General features: G+C 69.6%; 13 protein-coding genes and 2 tRNA genes. 3 read left to right on the top strand and 12 right to left on the bottom strand.

Translation table 11 applies throughout. The features are described 5' to 3' along the window. Positions 1–23 precede the first annotated feature (23 nt). The 3 genes from thrS to AQJ91_RS24075 all read right to left on the bottom strand — a co-directional run bounded on the left by thrS (position 24) and on the right by AQJ91_RS24075 (position 3,912). Positions 24–2,000 (bottom strand): threonine--tRNA ligase, encoded by a 1,977-nt coding sequence (gene thrS, locus AQJ91_RS24085; RefSeq protein ID WP_067025519.1) that lies wholly within the window; start codon positions 1,998–2,000, stop codon positions 24–26. A 101-nt stretch (positions 2,001–2,101) separates the two neighbouring features. Beyond that, positions 2,102–3,349 (bottom strand): hypothetical protein, encoded by a 1,248-nt coding sequence (locus AQJ91_RS24080; protein WP_067025516.1) that lies wholly within the window; start codon positions 3,347–3,349, stop codon positions 2,102–2,104. After that, positions 3,346–3,912: a DUF4365 domain-containing protein gene (locus tag AQJ91_RS24075; RefSeq protein ID WP_067025513.1), complete on the bottom strand. Its 567-nt coding sequence runs from the start codon at positions 3,910–3,912 to the stop codon at positions 3,346–3,348. Before AQJ91_RS24075 ends, AQJ91_RS24080 begins: the two co-directional genes overlap by 4 nt. Positions 3,913–4,080: 168 nt before the next feature. Between AQJ91_RS24075 and AQJ91_RS24070 the strand changes: the two genes are divergently transcribed. After that, positions 4,081–4,809 (top strand): 3'-5' exonuclease, encoded by a 729-nt coding sequence (locus tag AQJ91_RS24070; RefSeq protein ID WP_067025511.1) that lies wholly within the window; start codon positions 4,081–4,083, stop codon positions 4,807–4,809. A 52-nt stretch (positions 4,810–4,861) separates the two neighbouring features. On the opposite strand, the gene AQJ91_RS24065 is transcribed toward AQJ91_RS24070, so the two are convergent. Beyond that, a tRNA-Val gene (locus AQJ91_RS24065) sits at positions 4,862–4,933 on the bottom strand. Positions 4,934–4,972: 39 nt separating this feature from the next. Continuing rightward, a complete protein-coding gene (locus tag AQJ91_RS24060) occupies positions 4,973–5,419 on the bottom strand; it encodes an SRPBCC family protein (protein WP_067025868.1) in 447 nt (148 codons plus the stop codon). A 102-nt stretch (positions 5,420–5,521) separates the two neighbouring features. Here AQJ91_RS24060 and AQJ91_RS24055 point away from each other — a divergent pair, with 102 nt between their 5' ends. Further along, positions 5,522–7,981 carry an SCO7613 C-terminal domain-containing membrane protein gene (locus AQJ91_RS24055; RefSeq protein ID WP_079085167.1) on the top strand — a complete coding sequence of 820 codons (2,460 nt, stop codon included), beginning with the start codon at positions 5,522–5,524 and terminating at the stop codon, positions 7,979–7,981. A gap of 7 nt (positions 7,982–7,988) precedes the next feature. On the opposite strand, the gene AQJ91_RS24050 is transcribed toward AQJ91_RS24055, so the two are convergent. From AQJ91_RS24050 to AQJ91_RS24020, 7 genes are all read right to left on the bottom strand, one after another. After that, positions 7,989–10,733, bottom strand: coding sequence for an exo-rhamnogalacturonan lyase family protein (locus AQJ91_RS24050; RefSeq protein ID WP_067025504.1), 2,745 nt, complete (start codon positions 10,731–10,733; stop codon positions 7,989–7,991). A 96-nt stretch (positions 10,734–10,829) separates the two neighbouring features. Then, positions 10,830–11,429, bottom strand: coding sequence for a hypothetical protein (locus AQJ91_RS24045; RefSeq protein ID WP_067025501.1), 600 nt, complete (start codon positions 11,427–11,429; stop codon positions 10,830–10,832). 10 nt (positions 11,430–11,439) lie between these two features. Next, positions 11,440–12,315 (bottom strand): carbohydrate ABC transporter permease, encoded by an 876-nt coding sequence (locus tag AQJ91_RS24040; RefSeq protein ID WP_067025499.1) that lies wholly within the window; start codon positions 12,313–12,315, stop codon positions 11,440–11,442. Then, positions 12,312–13,268 (bottom strand): carbohydrate ABC transporter permease, encoded by a 957-nt coding sequence (locus AQJ91_RS24035; RefSeq protein ID WP_067025496.1) that lies wholly within the window; start codon positions 13,266–13,268, stop codon positions 12,312–12,314. The genes AQJ91_RS24040 and AQJ91_RS24035 overlap by 4 nt, the downstream gene beginning before the upstream one ends. A 14-nt stretch (positions 13,269–13,282) precedes the next feature. Next, positions 13,283–14,569 (bottom strand): extracellular solute-binding protein, encoded by a 1,287-nt coding sequence (locus tag AQJ91_RS24030; protein WP_067025493.1) that lies wholly within the window; start codon positions 14,567–14,569, stop codon positions 13,283–13,285. Between the two features lie 438 nt (positions 14,570–15,007). Further along, positions 15,008–15,079 (bottom strand) — tRNA-Val (locus AQJ91_RS24025). An 87-nt stretch (positions 15,080–15,166) separates the two neighbouring features. Then, on the bottom strand, positions 15,167–15,619 hold the full coding sequence (locus AQJ91_RS24020) for a TIGR02611 family protein (RefSeq protein WP_067025489.1): 453 nt from the start codon (positions 15,617–15,619) through the stop codon (positions 15,167–15,169). Positions 15,620–15,810: 191 nt separating this feature from the next. On the opposite strand from AQJ91_RS24020, the gene AQJ91_RS24015 reads away from it, so the two are divergent. Beyond that, positions 15,811–16,224, top strand: a complete 414-nt coding sequence (locus AQJ91_RS24015) for an SsgA family sporulation/cell division regulator (RefSeq protein ID WP_004002642.1) — start codon at positions 15,811–15,813, stop codon at positions 16,222–16,224. Positions 16,225–16,326: the final 102 nt, after the last annotated feature.

Below are 16,326 nucleotides of genomic sequence, written 5' to 3'. Positions count from 1 at the left end.
GAGGGCCTCCGTACGTCGGAGCGTCAGACCTGCGCCCGCTCCTCCACAACCTGCGCGATCTTCGCGATGGCCTCGTCGAACGGGATGCCGTTCTCCTGCGAGCCGTCGCGGTAGCGGAAGGAGACGGCGTTGTTGGCCATGTCCTCGTCGCCCGCGATGACCATGAAGGGCACCTTCTGCTTCTGGGCGTTCCTGATCTTCTTCTGCATACGGTCGGAGGAGGAGTCGACCTCGACCCGCAGGCCCTTCTTCTTGGCGGCTGCGGCGAACTTCTCCAGGTACTCCACATGCCCGTCGCCGATCGGGATGCCCACCGCCTGTACCGGAGCCAGCCACGCCGGGAAGGCACCCGCGTAGTGCTCCAGCAGCACCGCGAAGAAGCGCTCGATCGAGCCGAACAGCGCGCGGTGGATCATGACCGGACGCTGCTTGGTGCCGTCCGCGCCGGTGTACTCCAGGTCGAAGCGCTCCGGCAGGTTGAAGTCGAGCTGGATCGTCGACATCTGCCAGGTCCGGCCGATCGCGTCCTTGGTCTGGACGGAGATCTTCGGGCCGTAGAAGGCGGCGCCGCCCGGGTCGGGGACCAGGGGCAGGCCCTGCTTCTCGGCGACCTGGCGCAGGGTCTCCGTGGCCTCTTCCCAGACGTCGTCGGAGCCGACGAACTTCTCCGGGTCCTTGGTGGACAGCTCGAGGTAGAAGTCCTCCAGGCCGTAGTCGCGCAGCAGGCCGAGAACGAAGGTCAGCGTCTTGTCCAGCTCGTGCGCCATCTGCTCGCGCGTGCAGTAGATGTGCGCGTCGTCCTGGGTGAAGCCGCGGGCCCGGGTCAGACCGTGCACGACGCCCGACTTCTCGTACCGGTACACCGTCCCGAACTCGAAGAGACGCAGCGGAAGTTCGCGGTACGAGCGGCCACGCGCGTCGAAGATCAGGTTGTGCATCGGGCAGTTCATGGGCTTGAGGTAGTAGTCCACGCCCTCGTCGAGCTGCATGGGCGGGTACATGCCCTCGGCATACCAGTCCAGGTGGCCCGAGGTCTCGAAGAGCTTCCCCTTGGTGGCGTGCGGGGTGTAGACGAACTCGTAGCCCTCTTCCTCGTGGCGGCGCCGCGAGTAGTCCTCCATCACGCGGCGGACGATGCCGCCCTTGGGGTGGAAGACGGCGAGGCCGGAGCCGATCTGCTCCGGGATGGAGAACAGGTCGAGTTCGCTGCCCAGCTTGCGGTGGTCGCGCTTCTCGGCCTCGGCGAGGAAGTCGAGGTAGCCCTTCAGCTCGTCCTTGGACGGCCAGGCGGTGCCGTAGATGCGCTGGAGCATGGGGTTCTTCTCGCTGCCGCGCCAGTAGGCGGCCGCGTTGCGCATCAGCTTGAACGCCGGGATCAGCCGGGTCGACGGCAGGTGGGGACCGCGGCAGAGGTCCTTCCAGCACAGCTCGCCGGTCTTGGCGTCCAGGTTGTCGTAGATCGTCAGCTCACCGGCGCCGACCTCGACGTCCGCGCCGTCGTCGGAGGACGCGGAACCCTTGAGGCCGATCAGCTCCAGCTTGTAGGGCTCGTCGGCCAGTTCCTCGCGGGCGGCGTCGTCGGTGACGACACGGCGGGCGAACTTCTGCCCGCGCTTCTGGATCTCCTGCATCTTCTTCTCGATGGCCTTGAGATCCTCGGGCGTGAACGGCTTCTCGACGTCGAAGTCGTAGTAGAACCCGTCCTTGACGGGCGGGCCGATGCCCAGCTTGGCCTCGGGGAAGAGCTCCTGCACGGCCTGCGCCATGACGTGCGCCGTGGAGTGGCGCAGGATGTTGAGACCGTCCTCGGAGGAGATCTCCACCGGCTCCACGACCTCGCCCTCGGCGGGCGCGTACGCCAGGTCCCTGAGCTCTCCGCCCACCCGCGCGGCGATGATCGAGCGCTCACCGGCGAAGAGATCGGCGGCCGTAGTGCCCGTCGTCACCACGCGTTCTTCCCGCTCGGAATCGCGTTGGATGATCACACGGACGTCTGACACCGGTCTCTCCTGACTGAAGGTGGGATGCGGCGCCATACCAGGAGCGCGCGCATGACTGGGATCGTACCGACCCCGGGCCACCGACCGCGAAACGGTCACCCTCAGTCCTCCCGGTCCTCCCCTCCGCACGCCTCCTCGAAGAAGGCCATGATCCCTGCGGTCCCCTGCAGGGACTTCATGAGCCGGTCCCGTTCCGCCTCGTCCACCTGTACCGGAGCGACCCCGGAGGCGCCGGTGAGCTTGCGAAAGCCGCCCCGGCTCTCCAGCCGCCCGTGCACCCGCACCGGCAGTCCGACGAGGTGTGCGTGCCCGGCGATGCGGTACGACTCCTCGTCCAGCGTCAGCCGTACGTGCGGGATCTCGGCGCCCGCGATCACTCGCAGCCGTACCGTCCCGTCACCGCGCGGCTCCGACCTGCGCATCCGCACCACCGCACCGGTGATCCGCACCGGCACGGACGGCTCCTCGCGCAGATAGCGGGCCCCGGCCTCACGCAGCACGGGCAGGTCGCCCGGCGAGAACTCGACCGCCTCGGCAGGCGCCGCGCACCCCTCCGGAACGCCTGCCGCCGGTGCCCACTCGACGGCGATGCGCGCACCCTCCGTACCGCGCACCAACCCGATCAGTGCCTCGGTGAGCTCGCGGCTGACGCCCGCCTCGACGGCGCCGTCGAAGGCGTCCATGCCGCCGGTGGCTCGCTGGTAGTCGATGGCCTCGCGGGCCGCGTACAGGGCCTGGTGGAGCTGTACGGCGAGCGGGCGGCCCGTACCGACGGGCACGAAGGCGGTGAGGTGGCGGCCGCCGGTGGCGGAGCCGACGAGGACGTTCTCCAGCAGCGCGGCGGCGGAACGGCGGTGGCGGGCGCCGTAGTAGCCGGCACGCGCGCGTGTGGCGAGTGCTCCGGCGAGCAGGGTCTGGCGGGCGGCGGAGCGCAGTTGTTCCTCGACGGTCCAGGGCGCGGCCCCGACCGGGCCGCTCGGCACATCCCGCCACCAGCGGATCTCGTCGCTCGGCACGGCCAGCCCGACCAGCACCTCGCGCGCGGACGGCGTACCGCTGCGGGACAGTGCGACGAGCGCCTCGCCGAGGAGGTCGTCGCTGTCGGGGAAGGCGCGGCTCTCGGGGACGAGCAGGCTGGTGCCGGTGCCGCCGGGGCCGGGCGGGGTCCAGCGGCCGTAGCGTCCGGCGGCGCCACCGCGGCGCTGCCAGCCGTGCCGGAGCAGCAGGGCGCTGAGCACGGCGGGGTCGACCTGGTCGGGCTCCGGGGGACGGTCCCAGGCGACGGCGGAGGTGTTGTCGGGGTGCGGCCGCACTGGTCGTACCGGCTCCTCCAGCGGGCGGTGCGTCATGGTCTGCCTCCCGTCCCGACCCGCGTCATGATCTCGCAGAGCGCCCGGTCGTCGAAGATGCGCGAGGTGGGGATCCGCACGGTGGTCCGGTTCCGGCCGGTGACGGGGTGGCCGGCGAGGTTGACCCAGTAGCAGCAGTGTCTGAGGTCGAGCCGGTCGTGGCTGGCGCGCAGCCAGTCGTCCTGGGTTCTCGGGACGAGCATCACGACGAGGATCTTGTGCACCGAGACCGGGGTGCGGGCGAGTTTGCGCAGGTGGTCGTTGTCGAGCGTGAAGGAGAAGAAGCGGCCCGGCGGGGCCGGCGGGACCTGGTACGTGCACTTGAGCTGCACCTTGATGGTCACCTCGTCGTCGACGGTGTGCCCGGATGAGCCGTGACTGACGTGCCAGTCGATGCCGTTGTCGGGAAATGGCTGGGACAGAGAGCATCCCGCGGCCGCCGCGACGGCGTGCAGATAGCCCACCTGCAGTGTCTCCATGCAGGCGGTGGTGGCGAGTGTGCCGCGATGGGGGCCAGTGCGCTCGGGCAGCAGCCCGCCCCGCTCGGGCTGCGCTATCGCCATGACCAATAGCCTTCCCAGCCAGGTGAATCCCCGTGCCGGGCCCCTGAACTGCAATGACCCGTATCTCTGTTGTGTCCTTCCGGCGTACGGCGCAAACAGCCCGGGTATCACCAAACAGGCAGAAGACGGTGCGTCAGCTGCCGTGGGTGAACGAGGGGTTGTGTAGGTATGGCGTGCTGGTATGAAGGCCCGCTGGCGGCATTCGACACGGAGACGACAGGCGTGGACGTCGAGACCGACCGGATCGTGTCGGCCGCCGTCGTCGTGCAGGACGCCCCGGGCACCCGGCCACGGGTGGTCCGGTGGCTGGTGAACCCGGGCGTGCCGGTGCCGGAGGCGGCGACGGCAGTGCACGGGCTGACGGACGAGCATCTGCAGCGCAACGGCCGCTGGCCGGCGCCGGTGATGCACGAGATAGCCGGGGAACTGGCCGAACAGGCCACCAGGGGGCGCCCGTTGGTGGTGATGAACGCGCCGTTCGATCTGACGGTCCTGGACCGCGAGCTGCGCCGCCATCGCGCGTCGTCGCTCAACCACTGGTTCGAGGCGACGCCACTACTGGTGCTCGACCCGCGGGTCCTGGACAAGCATCTGGACCGCTACCGCAAGGGTCGCCGCACGCTCACCGACCTGTGCGCGCACTACGGCGTGATGCTGGACGGCGCGCATGACGCGGGGGCCGACGCACTGGCGGCGCTGGACGTCGTACGCGCGGTGGGACGCCGTTTCGCGACCCGGCTGGAGCACCTCTCCGCCGCCGAGCTGCACACGCTGCAGGCGGTGTGGCACGCGGCGCAGGCGCGCGGTCTGCAGGCGTGGTTCGCGCGCAGCGGCAGCGAGGAGGCGGTGGACCCGGCGTGGCCGCTGCGTCCGGATCTGCCGGCGGCGGCCGCGTAGGTGCCACAAACACAAAAAAGCCGGTCCGCTGTTGCGGACCGGCCTTTCCCGGTGGGCGATACTGGGTTCGAACCAGTGACCTCTTCGGTGTGAACGAAGCGCTCTCCCACTGAGCTAATCGCCCGGGAACGCACTGAACAATACAGGTCTCCGCGGCTTTCCTTCAAACCGCTTCGAGGTACGTGACGAGCCCGCGCCGTCCGGCCCGCATCATCAGCCAGTGGTTGGCGCGGAAGACCGGCCGCCCCGGTACGGCGAAGCGCCTCAGCAGCGGCTTGTTCACGTCGACGACCTGCGCGTAGCGGGCGAGACTGCCGGTGCCGTCCGGGGTGATCGTCCAGCGGGCCCAGCCGTCGAGGTCGCCGGACATGGCGATCTCCAGGACGCCGGCCGCCGGATCGCGCCGCGCCTCGCGCGCGGTGAAGGTCATGGCGTACGGGAGGACGGCGCGGATCGTGACGACGCCGGCGCTGTCGTCGATCCGGTTCACCTCGCGCACCTGGGGCCACCAGCGGGGGTAGTCCTCGGCCTGTTCCAGCACGTCGTAGACGGTGGCGGGCGGCGCGGGCAGGGTCCACCGGCTGCGGAAGCGGTAATGGGACCAGTCCATGTGCAGAGTGTGCCCGCACGGGGACGCTTCGCACCGCATATGAGTACCTTCTGAGTACGCGCACTCATGCCGTATGACGTGACGCGGACCACACTCCATGGCATGACGCACATTCCGCCCCCGGCCGAGGAGTTGCGGCTCCTCGACTTCGAGCTGCGCCAACTGGACGCCCGCCGGGCCCAGTTGCTGGCCCGCCGCGCCTGGCTGATCGCCACGCTCCAGTCGGCCCGGCCGCCCCGGCCGGCCCCCCTCGCACCGCCCCGCCCCGAGGCTTCCGCGCCCCGGGTCCAGAACGTCCTGCTGGTGCTGGGCGGCGTCCTGCTGACCATCGCCGCGATGGCGTTCACTCTGGTCAGCTGGGGGCAGATGGGGATCGCCGGGCGGGCTCTGGTGCTCGGCGGGGTCACGGCGGCGGTGCTCGCCGCGCCGGTGCCGCTGCTGAAGCGGGGGCTGCGGTCGACGGCCGAGTCGGTGGCGGGGCTCGGGCTGGCGCTGACGGCGCTGGACGCGTACGCGCTGCACGAGGTCGCCCTCGCGGACGTGGACGGCACGGGGTACACGGCGGCCGCTGCGGCGGCGCTGGCCGCGCTGTGGGTGACGTACGGCCTGCTGCCGCGCACGTCCGAGCTGCGCCTGCCCGTCCCCGCCGCGCTGGTCGCGGCCCAACTCCCGCTGCTGCTCTGGGCGGTGGCGGCCGACGCGGGCTGGTACGGGTTCGCGGCCGCCCTGCTCGTGACAGCCGGGTTCGACACAGGAGTGGCGCTCCGGGTGCCCGCCAAGTCCGTACGCGTCACCGCAGCGATCACGGCGTACGGCATGGGCTCCTGGGGTGTGCTGACGGCCGGTTCGCTGTCCTGGACGGCCACCGGCCCGAGCGCCGCCGCCCGTGCGGCGGCGCTCCTGATCCTCGCGGCGGGGATCTCGCTGGCGGCGGCATGGCGGACCGAGCGGCACGCCGTCGGCCTGGCCCTGGCCTCGGGCCTCGTGACAGTCGCCGCGCTCGGTGGCGTGGGGCGCTCGGTGGTGCCGGACGCGTGGACGGTTCCGGTGTATCTCGCCTGCGGGATCGCCCTGTTGGGGGCGGTACGGATCGGCAGGCTGCCGGAGGCAGTGCGCCGCGGTCTGGCCCGGTCCTCCGGTGTCGTCCAGGGTCTCGCCGTGCTGTGGACCCTGCCGGTCGTCGCGGTCACACTGCTGGGGCCGGTCACCTGGGTGGAGCAGGTCTGGTCGGGGGCACCGTCCGACACCCGGGCCGCGGTGACGGCTGACGCGCCCTGGCCGCCGGATGCGGAGACGGTGCCGCTCGTGCTTGCGGCCGTCGCCGTCGTGCTGGTGCTGGCGATGCGGGATGCGGTGTGGCGTCCTCGGGCGCTGACGGGCGTGCTGGTCCTGGCGTGGGCGACGGTGCTTGTTCTTCCGGTGGTGCTCGAACTGCCTTACGTCGTCGGGCTGTTGCTCCTGGGAGCCACGACGGCGGGAGCCCTCGCGGCGGCGGTTGCGCTACGGCCGTCCCGGCCCGCGAAGGGGATCCCGGAAGCCACCGAGGACGAGGCCACGCCTGTGGCACCGTCCGCCCCGACGGCGCCCACGTCCCCCTTCCCGACCCCTCAGCCCACCGCCACGGCCCTGGCCCTGGCCCTGCTCACCTCCCTCACCCTCGCCTTCCTCTCCCTGCCCACGCAGGCCGCGACCCTCGCCGTACTCGCCACCCTCACGGCACTCTTCGCGGCGGCAGCCTCCTGGAAGCCCCAGCTTGCACCGGTCGCGGCCCCGGCCGCCCTCGCCTACGCCACCGCCCTGGCCTGCGCGACAGGGGCGGCCGCCGACTGGCAGCCGCAGTACACCGCCCTGCTGGTGCTGGCGGTCCCGGTGGCCGCGGCCCTGCTCGCCGTACGGCTCGGTGACTCGAAGGCGACGGTGCCGGTCGAGGTGACGGGCGCGGTGGCCGGGCTCCTGGCCATCGGCCTGGCGGTGGGCGATCCGCCGATGCTCGCCCTGGTGCTGGCGCTCTGCGGAGTGATCACCGCGGGCACCGCGATCCGCCCCGACCGCAGCCCCCTCGCCCACGCGTCCGCCGCCTTGTTCGTCCTGGCCACCTGGGTACGGCTGGCCGCCTGGGACGTCGAGATCCCCGAGGCGTACACGCTCCCCGTCACCGTCCCGGCGCTGCTGGTCGGCGCTCTGCGCAGGCGGCGCGATCCGCAGGCCTCGTCCTGGACGGCGTACGGCCCCGGACTCGCCGCCACCCTCGTGCCGAGCCTCGTCGCGGCCTGGGGCGACCCGCACTGGACGCGCCCCCTGCTGCTGGGCCTGGCCGCGCTGTCGGTCACCCTGCTGGGCGCCGGCTACAACCTCCAGGCACCGCTCCTGCTCGGCGGCTCGGTGCTGACCCTGGACGCCCTGCACGAACTCGCCCCGTACCTGGTCCAGGTGACCGACGCACTCCCCCGCTGGGTGCCTCCCGCCCTCGCCGGACTGGTGCTGCTCGCGCTGGGTGCGACGTACGAGCGGCGGATACGAGACGTCCGACGGGTGCGGGAGGTCCTGGGGAAGATGAACTAGAAGACCACTACGAGGGCATCTTGTCGCCGACCAGGGCCAGGTTCTGGATCGCCGCCAGCCCGTACAGCGCGGTGGCGTTGGTGGACACCCACGCCGCCTCGCTGCCCGGGACCAGCGCGGCCGGTCCCTCGATCTTCTTGGTGGACCAGTCGGTGGACTCCTTGTAGTCCCAGGTGTCCCGGCTGTTGTAGAACTGCTGCCACGCGCGCGCGGCCAGCGCGTCGTCGCCCAACTTGACGGCGGCGTACGCGTCCTGGCGCGAGTGGCCCTGGAAGAGGAGCAGGGTGCCGAAGTTGGAGCCGTAGCGGGCCGCCTGTTCGGCCTTGGTGGCGTTGTAATAGCGGCAGTAGTCGAGCCAGGCCTCCTCGAAGGCCGGCATGTCGATCTGATCGATGAGCTCGGCGCACAGCTCGACCAGGCCGAACATCGCCGACAGGTGCGAGACACCGACTTTGGCCTCTTCGGCGATCGCGAACTTCCCGGTGTCCAGGTCGTACAGGGCGCTGCCCTGGACGAAGCCGTTGGGCTGGGCGGCGATGGTCTCCATGGTCGACATGACCCTCGCCTTCGCTTTCTCCCACTTGGGGCCGCGCCGCTCCCACTCGGTGAGCCAGGCGGAGACCAGGCCGCTCCAGTCGGTGCCGAAGCCGATCGAGAGGGCGTTGCGGTCCGGCTCGTACGGCTCGGTGCGGATCTTGCGGATCGGGTCGAGGACGAGGAACGTCTCGTCGGAGTCGACGTTGGCGTGCATGAGGTCGCCGACGCGTTCGTCGGCGGTGAGGAAGTAGTAGTAGCGGCGGTAGGTGGTGTTGGCGATGCGCTGCTGCTTGGCGCTGTCCGCGTAGTGCTGCACGCCGTGCCTGGTGCCGAGGCCCGCCCACTCACCGATGTGGTAGACGTCGACCTCGCCGGTATGCCGGGTCATCGCCTCGGCGAAGCGGAAGATGTCCGCACGGCCACTGCGCAGGTACGCGAACCACAGCCAGAGGTCGGGCGACAGCTCCGAGTTGTCCCAGGCGTAGCCGCCGACGTCGTAGCGCCACTGGCGCCGGGCCTCGTCGTACGAGTGCATGATGTCGCCGTAGTCCCAGAAGCCGTACCAGCGACGCATCTCCACCTGATCCTTGTAGTAGGTGAGGAGGAAGTCGAGGTGATCCTCGATCTTCGCCTTGGCGGCGGTGGAGCGGTCGGGCTCGGAGAACAGCCCGCCGAAGACGCCCGCCTGGATGAGCTGCTTGGGCGGGGCGGCCAGCTGTGGCGGGGTGCGTACGGCCTCGACCTGTTCGGCCATGTCCTCGGCGCTCGGGGTCGACTCGTTGGCCCAGAAGAGAAGTTCGGAGGTACGGGCGATGCCGTAGGGGGTGCCGAACTCCGGCTCGTAGTCCTCGTAGGTGATGTTGAGGCCCTCGAGCTGCTTGGCGTAGGTGTCCTGGCCCATGCCGTCGTGGTAGAAGCGCAGGTCCATGGGCTGCGCCTCGGGCGACCAGAGCCACAGGGTGACCTCGGCCTCGTCGGTCTGGGCGTCGCGGATGTCGAGCTGGGCCGGGAACTTCTCCCAGAAGTCCCTGAGCCCGAAGGAGAATCCGCCGCTCACGCCGCCGACGTAACCGAACCCGGAGGCGCGCCTGCCGCCGCCGGCGCCGATCCAGCCGTGGCCCTTCTTGGTGCGCTTGCGCAGCGTGAAGCCGTCGGCGGAGAGCTGGGAGAGGGTGTAGTCGCCCCACTCGGGGATGTACTGGAGGCGGGTGGTGACCCGCTGGTCCCAGGTGGACGGGTCGGGCAGCTTCTGGCCGGCGTACTGGGCCGCCTGCACGGCCGCACCCGGGTCGCGGCGCAGGCCCGTGATGCCCTTGACGGCCTCGCGGAGCAGACCGGTGCCGTCGCCGCCGATGCGGATGTGGCGGTCGTACGACTGGTCCCGCATCGGCACGGAGAAGCGGACGCCGATCCCGCGGATGAAGTCGCCGCTGGCCTTGCCCGGCTCCTGGGTGCCGTCGAAGGTGAGGGTGTGCACCATGCGGAAGGAGTCGGCGCCCGCGTAGAAGTAGAGGCGGATGGAGAACGGCAGCCAACCGCGGTTGCCCTTGCGGTGCTTGCCGTCGATGCGGACGACCGCGCGGACCGGGCCCGACTGCTCGACCTCGACCTTCGAGATGGCCCCCTCGAAGCGCTCGGTCTTGACCGCGCCCTGGTCCTCGTCCTCGATCTCGGGCTGGCGGATCAGCACGAGTCGGCCGTTCTTGGCGATCTCCGTCGAACCGCGGGTGACCGACTTGATCAGCGTGGCACCGGAGTTGCCTATCTTCGCGGTGATGACGCCGGTGGAGACGGTGATGGTGCCGCTGCTCCTGTCGACGGTGACCTTCTTGGCGGGGGCGGCGGGCTCGCCGGCGGCGAGGGTGAGCTTGCCGGTGCCCGAACTGACCGCGTGGGCGGTCCACTTGAGGGATCCGTCGGGCCAGTAGGCGAGCGGCCAGGACTGTACGGGGACGGACTTGCCGTCGGCGTCCGTCAGCGCGAAGGTCTGGTCGTCCTGGAAGGCGCCCTTGGGCCAGGGCACGCCGAGGGTGGAGCCGGGGGCGGCGCCGAGGCCGCCGTCCTCCAGCCAGTCCAGGGTCACGGGGTCGGCGTCCGCCGCCTCGGCTCTGGGCGCGGCCATCGCGTCCTTCGACCCTAGCGCCCAGCTGAACTGTGCGGCGGCGCCGGCGACGGCGGCCGCCTTGAGGAGGGACCTGCGGGGGATGGGAGACATGGCCTTTCCTTTCCGTGCGGGACTCAGGATTGCCAGGGGCATGACAGAGAGAGGTACGACGCCCAGGGCGCCGACCTTGTGCGAGGGCACCGCCCGTCAGCGATGCCGGTACCGCTCCTCGACGGCCACGGCCGCAGCCACGACGGCTCCCAGGACGGGAACCGCCAGCGGCGCGATGAACATGGCGGACAGGGCCACGACGCCCAGCCCACAGACGACCAGGAAGGACCCGGCGGGATCGAGCACGGTCCGCCGCCCGGCGTCGGCGAGCAGCGCCCGCCAGGTGGCACCCGGCGTCCAGACGGCGGCCGCCCGCAGCAGGGCCACGGCGAGCCCGATCAGCGCGAAGATGCCCACGGCCCCGACGAACGGTCCACCGGGGATCCCGGCCCGCGCGGCCAGGACATCCACCCAGACCGCGACGGCCGCCACCCACCCGGCGAGCCCGACGACCCACCCGCCGCGCAGGGCCGTACGGAAGTCCGCGACGAACTCCCGCCAGCCACCGCCCTCGTGGGTCGTACGACGCCGCAGATGCCGTGCGCCGGCGGCGAAGGCCGCCGGGTAGGTGACGCCCCCGAGACAGGCCAGGGCGATCCACACGCCGGTGAGCAGACACTCGGCGAAGACCGCGAAGCGCTCGCCGAACACGGACTCCTTGCGCGGGGAGCGGGCCTTCACGCGTGCTTGCGCCATGGTGACCGCCTCAGCCCTTCAGTCCGGAGGTCGCCATACCGTCGATGAGGTAGCGCTGGAAGGCCATGAAGAAGGCGATGACCGGCACCAGCGCCACCAGCGACATGGCGATCATGCTGCCGTAGTTGGAGATGCCCTCCTGATCGCGGAACATCATCAGGCCGAGCGAGACGGTGTACTTGGAGGGGGTGTTGAGGTAGATCAACGGCCCCATGAAGTCGTTCCACGCGTTGATGAAGGTGAAGATCGCGCTGGTGATGATCGCGGGCCGGCTCAGCGGCAGCACGATCGACCAGTAGGTGCGCAGATGCCCGCAGCCGTCGAGCTTGGCAGCCTCGTCCAGCTCCTTGGGGAGCCCGCGCATGAACTGCACCATCAGGAACACGAAGAAGGCTTCCGTGGCCAGGAACTTACCCGCGACCAGCGGCACCAGGGTGTCGGTGAGCTCGAGGTTGCGGAAGAGCACGTACTGCGGGATGAGCAGCACGTGATACGGCAGCAGCAGCGTGCCGATCATCAGCGTGAACAGCAGGTTCCGCCCGGCGAACCGGATCTTGGCGAAGGCGTACGCCGTCAGCGAGCTGGACAGCACGACACCGACCACGGCCAGGACCGCGTACATCAGCGAGTTGGTGAAGAAGCTGCTGATGGAAATGCCGGAGATACCGTCGGCGAGCCCGGAGAAGTTCGCCCAGACCGGCTTGGTGGGCAGCAGGTCGAGGCTGGCGATGATGTCCTTGCTCGGCTTGAACGAGGCACCGACCACCCAGATCACGGGATACAGGACGACCGCGAGGACGACGAGCGCGCCCACGTGCCAGGTGATCGATCCGAAGCGCCGCCGCTCGTTCGCGGTGTGCAGGGCAGGGCTGGTGGCACTGGTCACTTGGCGGCCTCCTCGTAGTGCACCCACTTCTTCTGCGACCAGAAAAGGACCGCCGTGACGAGCGCCACCGCGATCACCAGCGTCCAGGCCATCGCGGAGGCGAAGCCCATCTGAGCCTCCTTGAAGCCCTTCTGGTACAGGTAACAGGTGTAGACGAGGGTGGCGTCAGCCGGTCCGCACCGGGTGTCGGAGACGACGTAAGCGGAGCCGAACACCTGGAACGCGTGGATGGACTCCAGCAGCACGTTGAAGAACAGCACCGGCGAGATCATCGGCAGCGTGATGTTCCAGAACCGCCGGAGGGGGCCGGCCCCGTCCACCTCGGCGGCCTCGTACAGCTCCTGCGGCACCTGCTTGAGCCCCGCCAGGAAGATGACCATCGGCGCGCCGAACTGCCAGATGCTCAGGGCCACCAGGGCGTAGATGACGTAGTCCGGGTTGCCGATCCAGCCTCCCACGTCGAGACCGAAGATCTTCTGCGTACGATCCACGATCGCGTCGTCCGAGAACAGCGCCCGCCACACGAAGCCCACGGAGACGCTGGCGCCGATGAGCGACGGCATGTAGAACGCGGCCCGGTACAGGGCCTGTCCCCGCCGCTTCTGCGCGAGCAGCAGCGCCACCCCGAGCGCGAGCAGCAGCTTCAGCGGTGTGGCCACGACGACGTACTTCAGCGTGACCTCGACCGACTTCTGCCAGCGCGGGTCCTGGAACATCGTCGTGAAGTTGTCCAGCCCCACCCACTGGGGCGGCGTGAACAGGTTGTAGCTGGTGAACGCGTAGTACAGCGACGCGATCATCGGCCCCGCCGTGAGCAGCAGGAACCCCGCGATCCACGGCGACATGAAGAGATAGCCGGCGAGGTTCTCGCGGCGCCGCCCGCGCCGCCCGGCGGCAGGAGCGGCGGACCGCTTCTTCGCCGGGCGCACGGGCGCTTCCTTGACGAGCGTCATGGTGGTACATCCCCTCAGCCCGCGAACGCGGCCTTGGCCTCGCTGAACAGCGCCTTCGCGGCGTCGGCCGGCTTGGTCTTGCCCTGGGCGATCTCGCCGCCGAGGCGCAGGAAGGCCGCCTCGATGACGTCGGCGCCGGACGGGTGCGGGGTGATCTTCCCGAGCACTCCGGCCTCGGCGACCTCGTCCTCGTAGGCCGCGACACCCTTGTTGTTGGCGTCGGTGGGCTTGAACGCGTCGTACTGCTCGGTGGTGGCGAGGATGCCGCGGTCGTAGCCCATGATCTTGCCGACCTCGGGGTCGTGGACCATGAAGCTGATGAACTGGGCCACTTCCTTGGGGTGCTTGGTCCCGGAGAAGGCGCTCAGCATCAGCGAACCGAGGTACTGGCCGGTGTCCTTGCCGTCCGTGGTGGGGATCGGCGCGAGCCCGTAGTCCGACTCGCCCTCGCCCTCGTAACGGATGGAGAAGTTGTCCCAGGTGAACTCGGACGCGGCGAGGCCCGCCGACAGACCGGACTTGGGCGCGACCTGCTCGATCTTCTTGGGGTCGGCGACCAGGCCGGACTTCACGCGCTTGTAGCCGTCCTCCCACCACTGCGTCAGATCGTCGTCGGTGAAGCCGAGATCGGAGTCGGTGAAGAATGCCTTCCCGTTCTGACGCAGGTACAGGTCGTAGAGATACATGATGGTGAAGTAGCCGGTGTCGCCGGCGATCTTCAGTTTGTCCTGGATCGTCTGCAGCGCGTCGAAGTACTCGTCCCAGGTCCAGCCGAACTTCGCCTCGACGCCTGCCTTCTCGAAGGCCTTGAGGTCGATGACGAGCGCCATGGTGTTGGCGCCGACGGGTATGCCGATCTGCTTGCCGTCGACCTGACCGTTCGCCAGAACGCCGTTGCGGAAGTTCTCCAGGTCCAGATTCCCCGCGTCCGCCTGCGTCTTGAGATCCATCAGAACACCGCGCTTGTCGTACTTGCGCAGAAAACCGACCGCATTCTGGAAAACGTCCGGCGGATTCCCGCCGGAGGCCTGCGTCTGGAACTTCTCCCAGAACGCCTGGTAGTCGGTGAATTCGGGCTTGATCTTGATCTTCGGGTACTTCTTCTCGAAGAGCGCGATCGTCTTCTTGATGGCGATGGTGCGCGGCTCGCCGCCCCACCACGCATAACGGAGTGTCACCGTCCCGTCCCCGGAACCGCTGCCGCCTCCGCACCCCGTCGTCGCGGCCAGCCCGAGCGTGGCCGCCGTGGCGCCGGCCGCCTTCAGGATCGTACGCCTCTCAACATTCCTGCTGGTTCCCACAGTCGGGCCTCCCCGCGCAGCATCGTTGCCGCCTGCATGAATCGTTTCAAGTAAGCGCTTGCTGGCACAAGTTACGGAGGGCCTGAGGGTGCGTCAATGATTCGGACAGGAATTTCTTGTGGGCTCGATGGGCGGTTCGACGGCGGTTCGAGAGCGAGCTGCGCGCAGGTCGGGACGTTGCCGCAGGTGAGGGGCGTATACCCAGTGGACCGAACAGGAGATGGGCTGTCGCACGCGTGAACCGGTCGGCCGAAAGTCGCCTACCCGGCGGGGAGTTGACGGCGTGAAAGGTCACGCCGTGCGAAGCGGAGCGGAGCCTTACGAGGCGTCACATCCGGAGTCGCGACATCCGCTCATGGCGCACCCCGCCCGCGGGATCCGCCCGTGCAAACGCCGGCGGCCCGTCTGCTCTGTCGCAGACGGGCCGCCGGATCCGGGTGGGCGATACTGGGTTCGAACCAGTGACCTCTTCGGTGTGAACGAAGCGCTCTCCCACTGAGCTAATCGCCCGGGCGCAGGAAGAACATTACCCCATGTCAGGGGGTGCGTGTGACCCGCCCGGACCGGTGCCGGAGGCACCCGCGCCCCGGTCGCCGATCACTGGTCCTTGATCTTCCAGGGCATCTCGAAGCCGAATTTCCACACGTAGATGCCGACGAGTACGGCCACGATCACGAGGCCGGTCACGGTCAGGATGATGTTGCGGCGCCGGACCCTGGGATCGAGCGCCCGCTGTGCCGCCTCGGTGACCTTGCGCTTGGTCCAGCGCAGCACCAGCTGGGCCCAGACGAACTCGGTCGCCCAGATCGCCATGCCGCCGAAGATCACAACCCAGCCGGGTCCCGGCAGCGGCAGCATGATGATGCCGGCGACCACGACCGCCAGGCCGATGATGAAGACGCCCACCTGCCAGCTGAGGTGCAGCATGCGGCGCGCCTTGATGTATGCCGGTGCTCTTGAGCCGAGCGCCCGCTCGTCCTTCACACCGCTCACTCCGGTCTCGTTCACCGCCACGGCCACCTCGCCAGGCTCGTCACTCCCCGTATTCATATGACCAAACCCTACCCGAGAGAAACCGGTCACCGGAATGGCCGTACCTCGCGAACTGGTTCTCGGCCGGAAGAGTTACGTAAAGGCACGCAAAACACTCAGAGGGGTTTACAACGGCACCGTAGGTGGCATGTCGATTTCGCCGACGTGCGAATCCCCGAGCGCACACTGAGCGAAAGGCCCTGGCGCTTATGAACACCACGGTCAGCTGCGAGCTGCACCTGCGCCTCGTTGTGTCGAGTGAGTCCTCCCTGCCTGTCCCCGCAGGCCTGCGGTACGACACGGCCGACCCCTACGCCGTGCACGCCACCTTCCACACCGGAGCCGAGGAGACCGTCGAGTGGGTGTTCGCCCGCGACCTCCTCGCGGAGGGCCTCCACCGGCCCACCGGAACCGGCGACGTCCGTGTCTGGCCGTCACGCAGCCACGGCCAGGGCGTCGTCTGCATCGCCCTGAGCTCCCCGGAGGGTGAGGCTCTGCTCGAGGCCCCGGCACGGGCCCTGGAGTCCTTCCTGAAGCGGACGGATGCGGCGGTGCCTCCGGGCACGGAACACCGGCATTTCGACCTCGATCAGGAGCTGTCGCACATCCTGGCGGAGAGCTAGGGCGAGGCCCCGTGAAGCCGCCCGGCGCCGTCGACTCGGGGTGACGGCTCGGGCCCAAACAATCACATAGGGTAATCATCGGCGCCGCCCCGCGGGTTTCTC

It is taken from the genome of Streptomyces dysideae, from assembly GCF_001514305.1.
In the GTDB taxonomy this organism is placed as follows: domain Bacteria; phylum Actinomycetota; class Actinomycetes; order Streptomycetales; family Streptomycetaceae; genus Streptomyces; species Streptomyces dysideae.
This window is presented reverse-complemented; position numbering and strand designations above follow the sequence as displayed.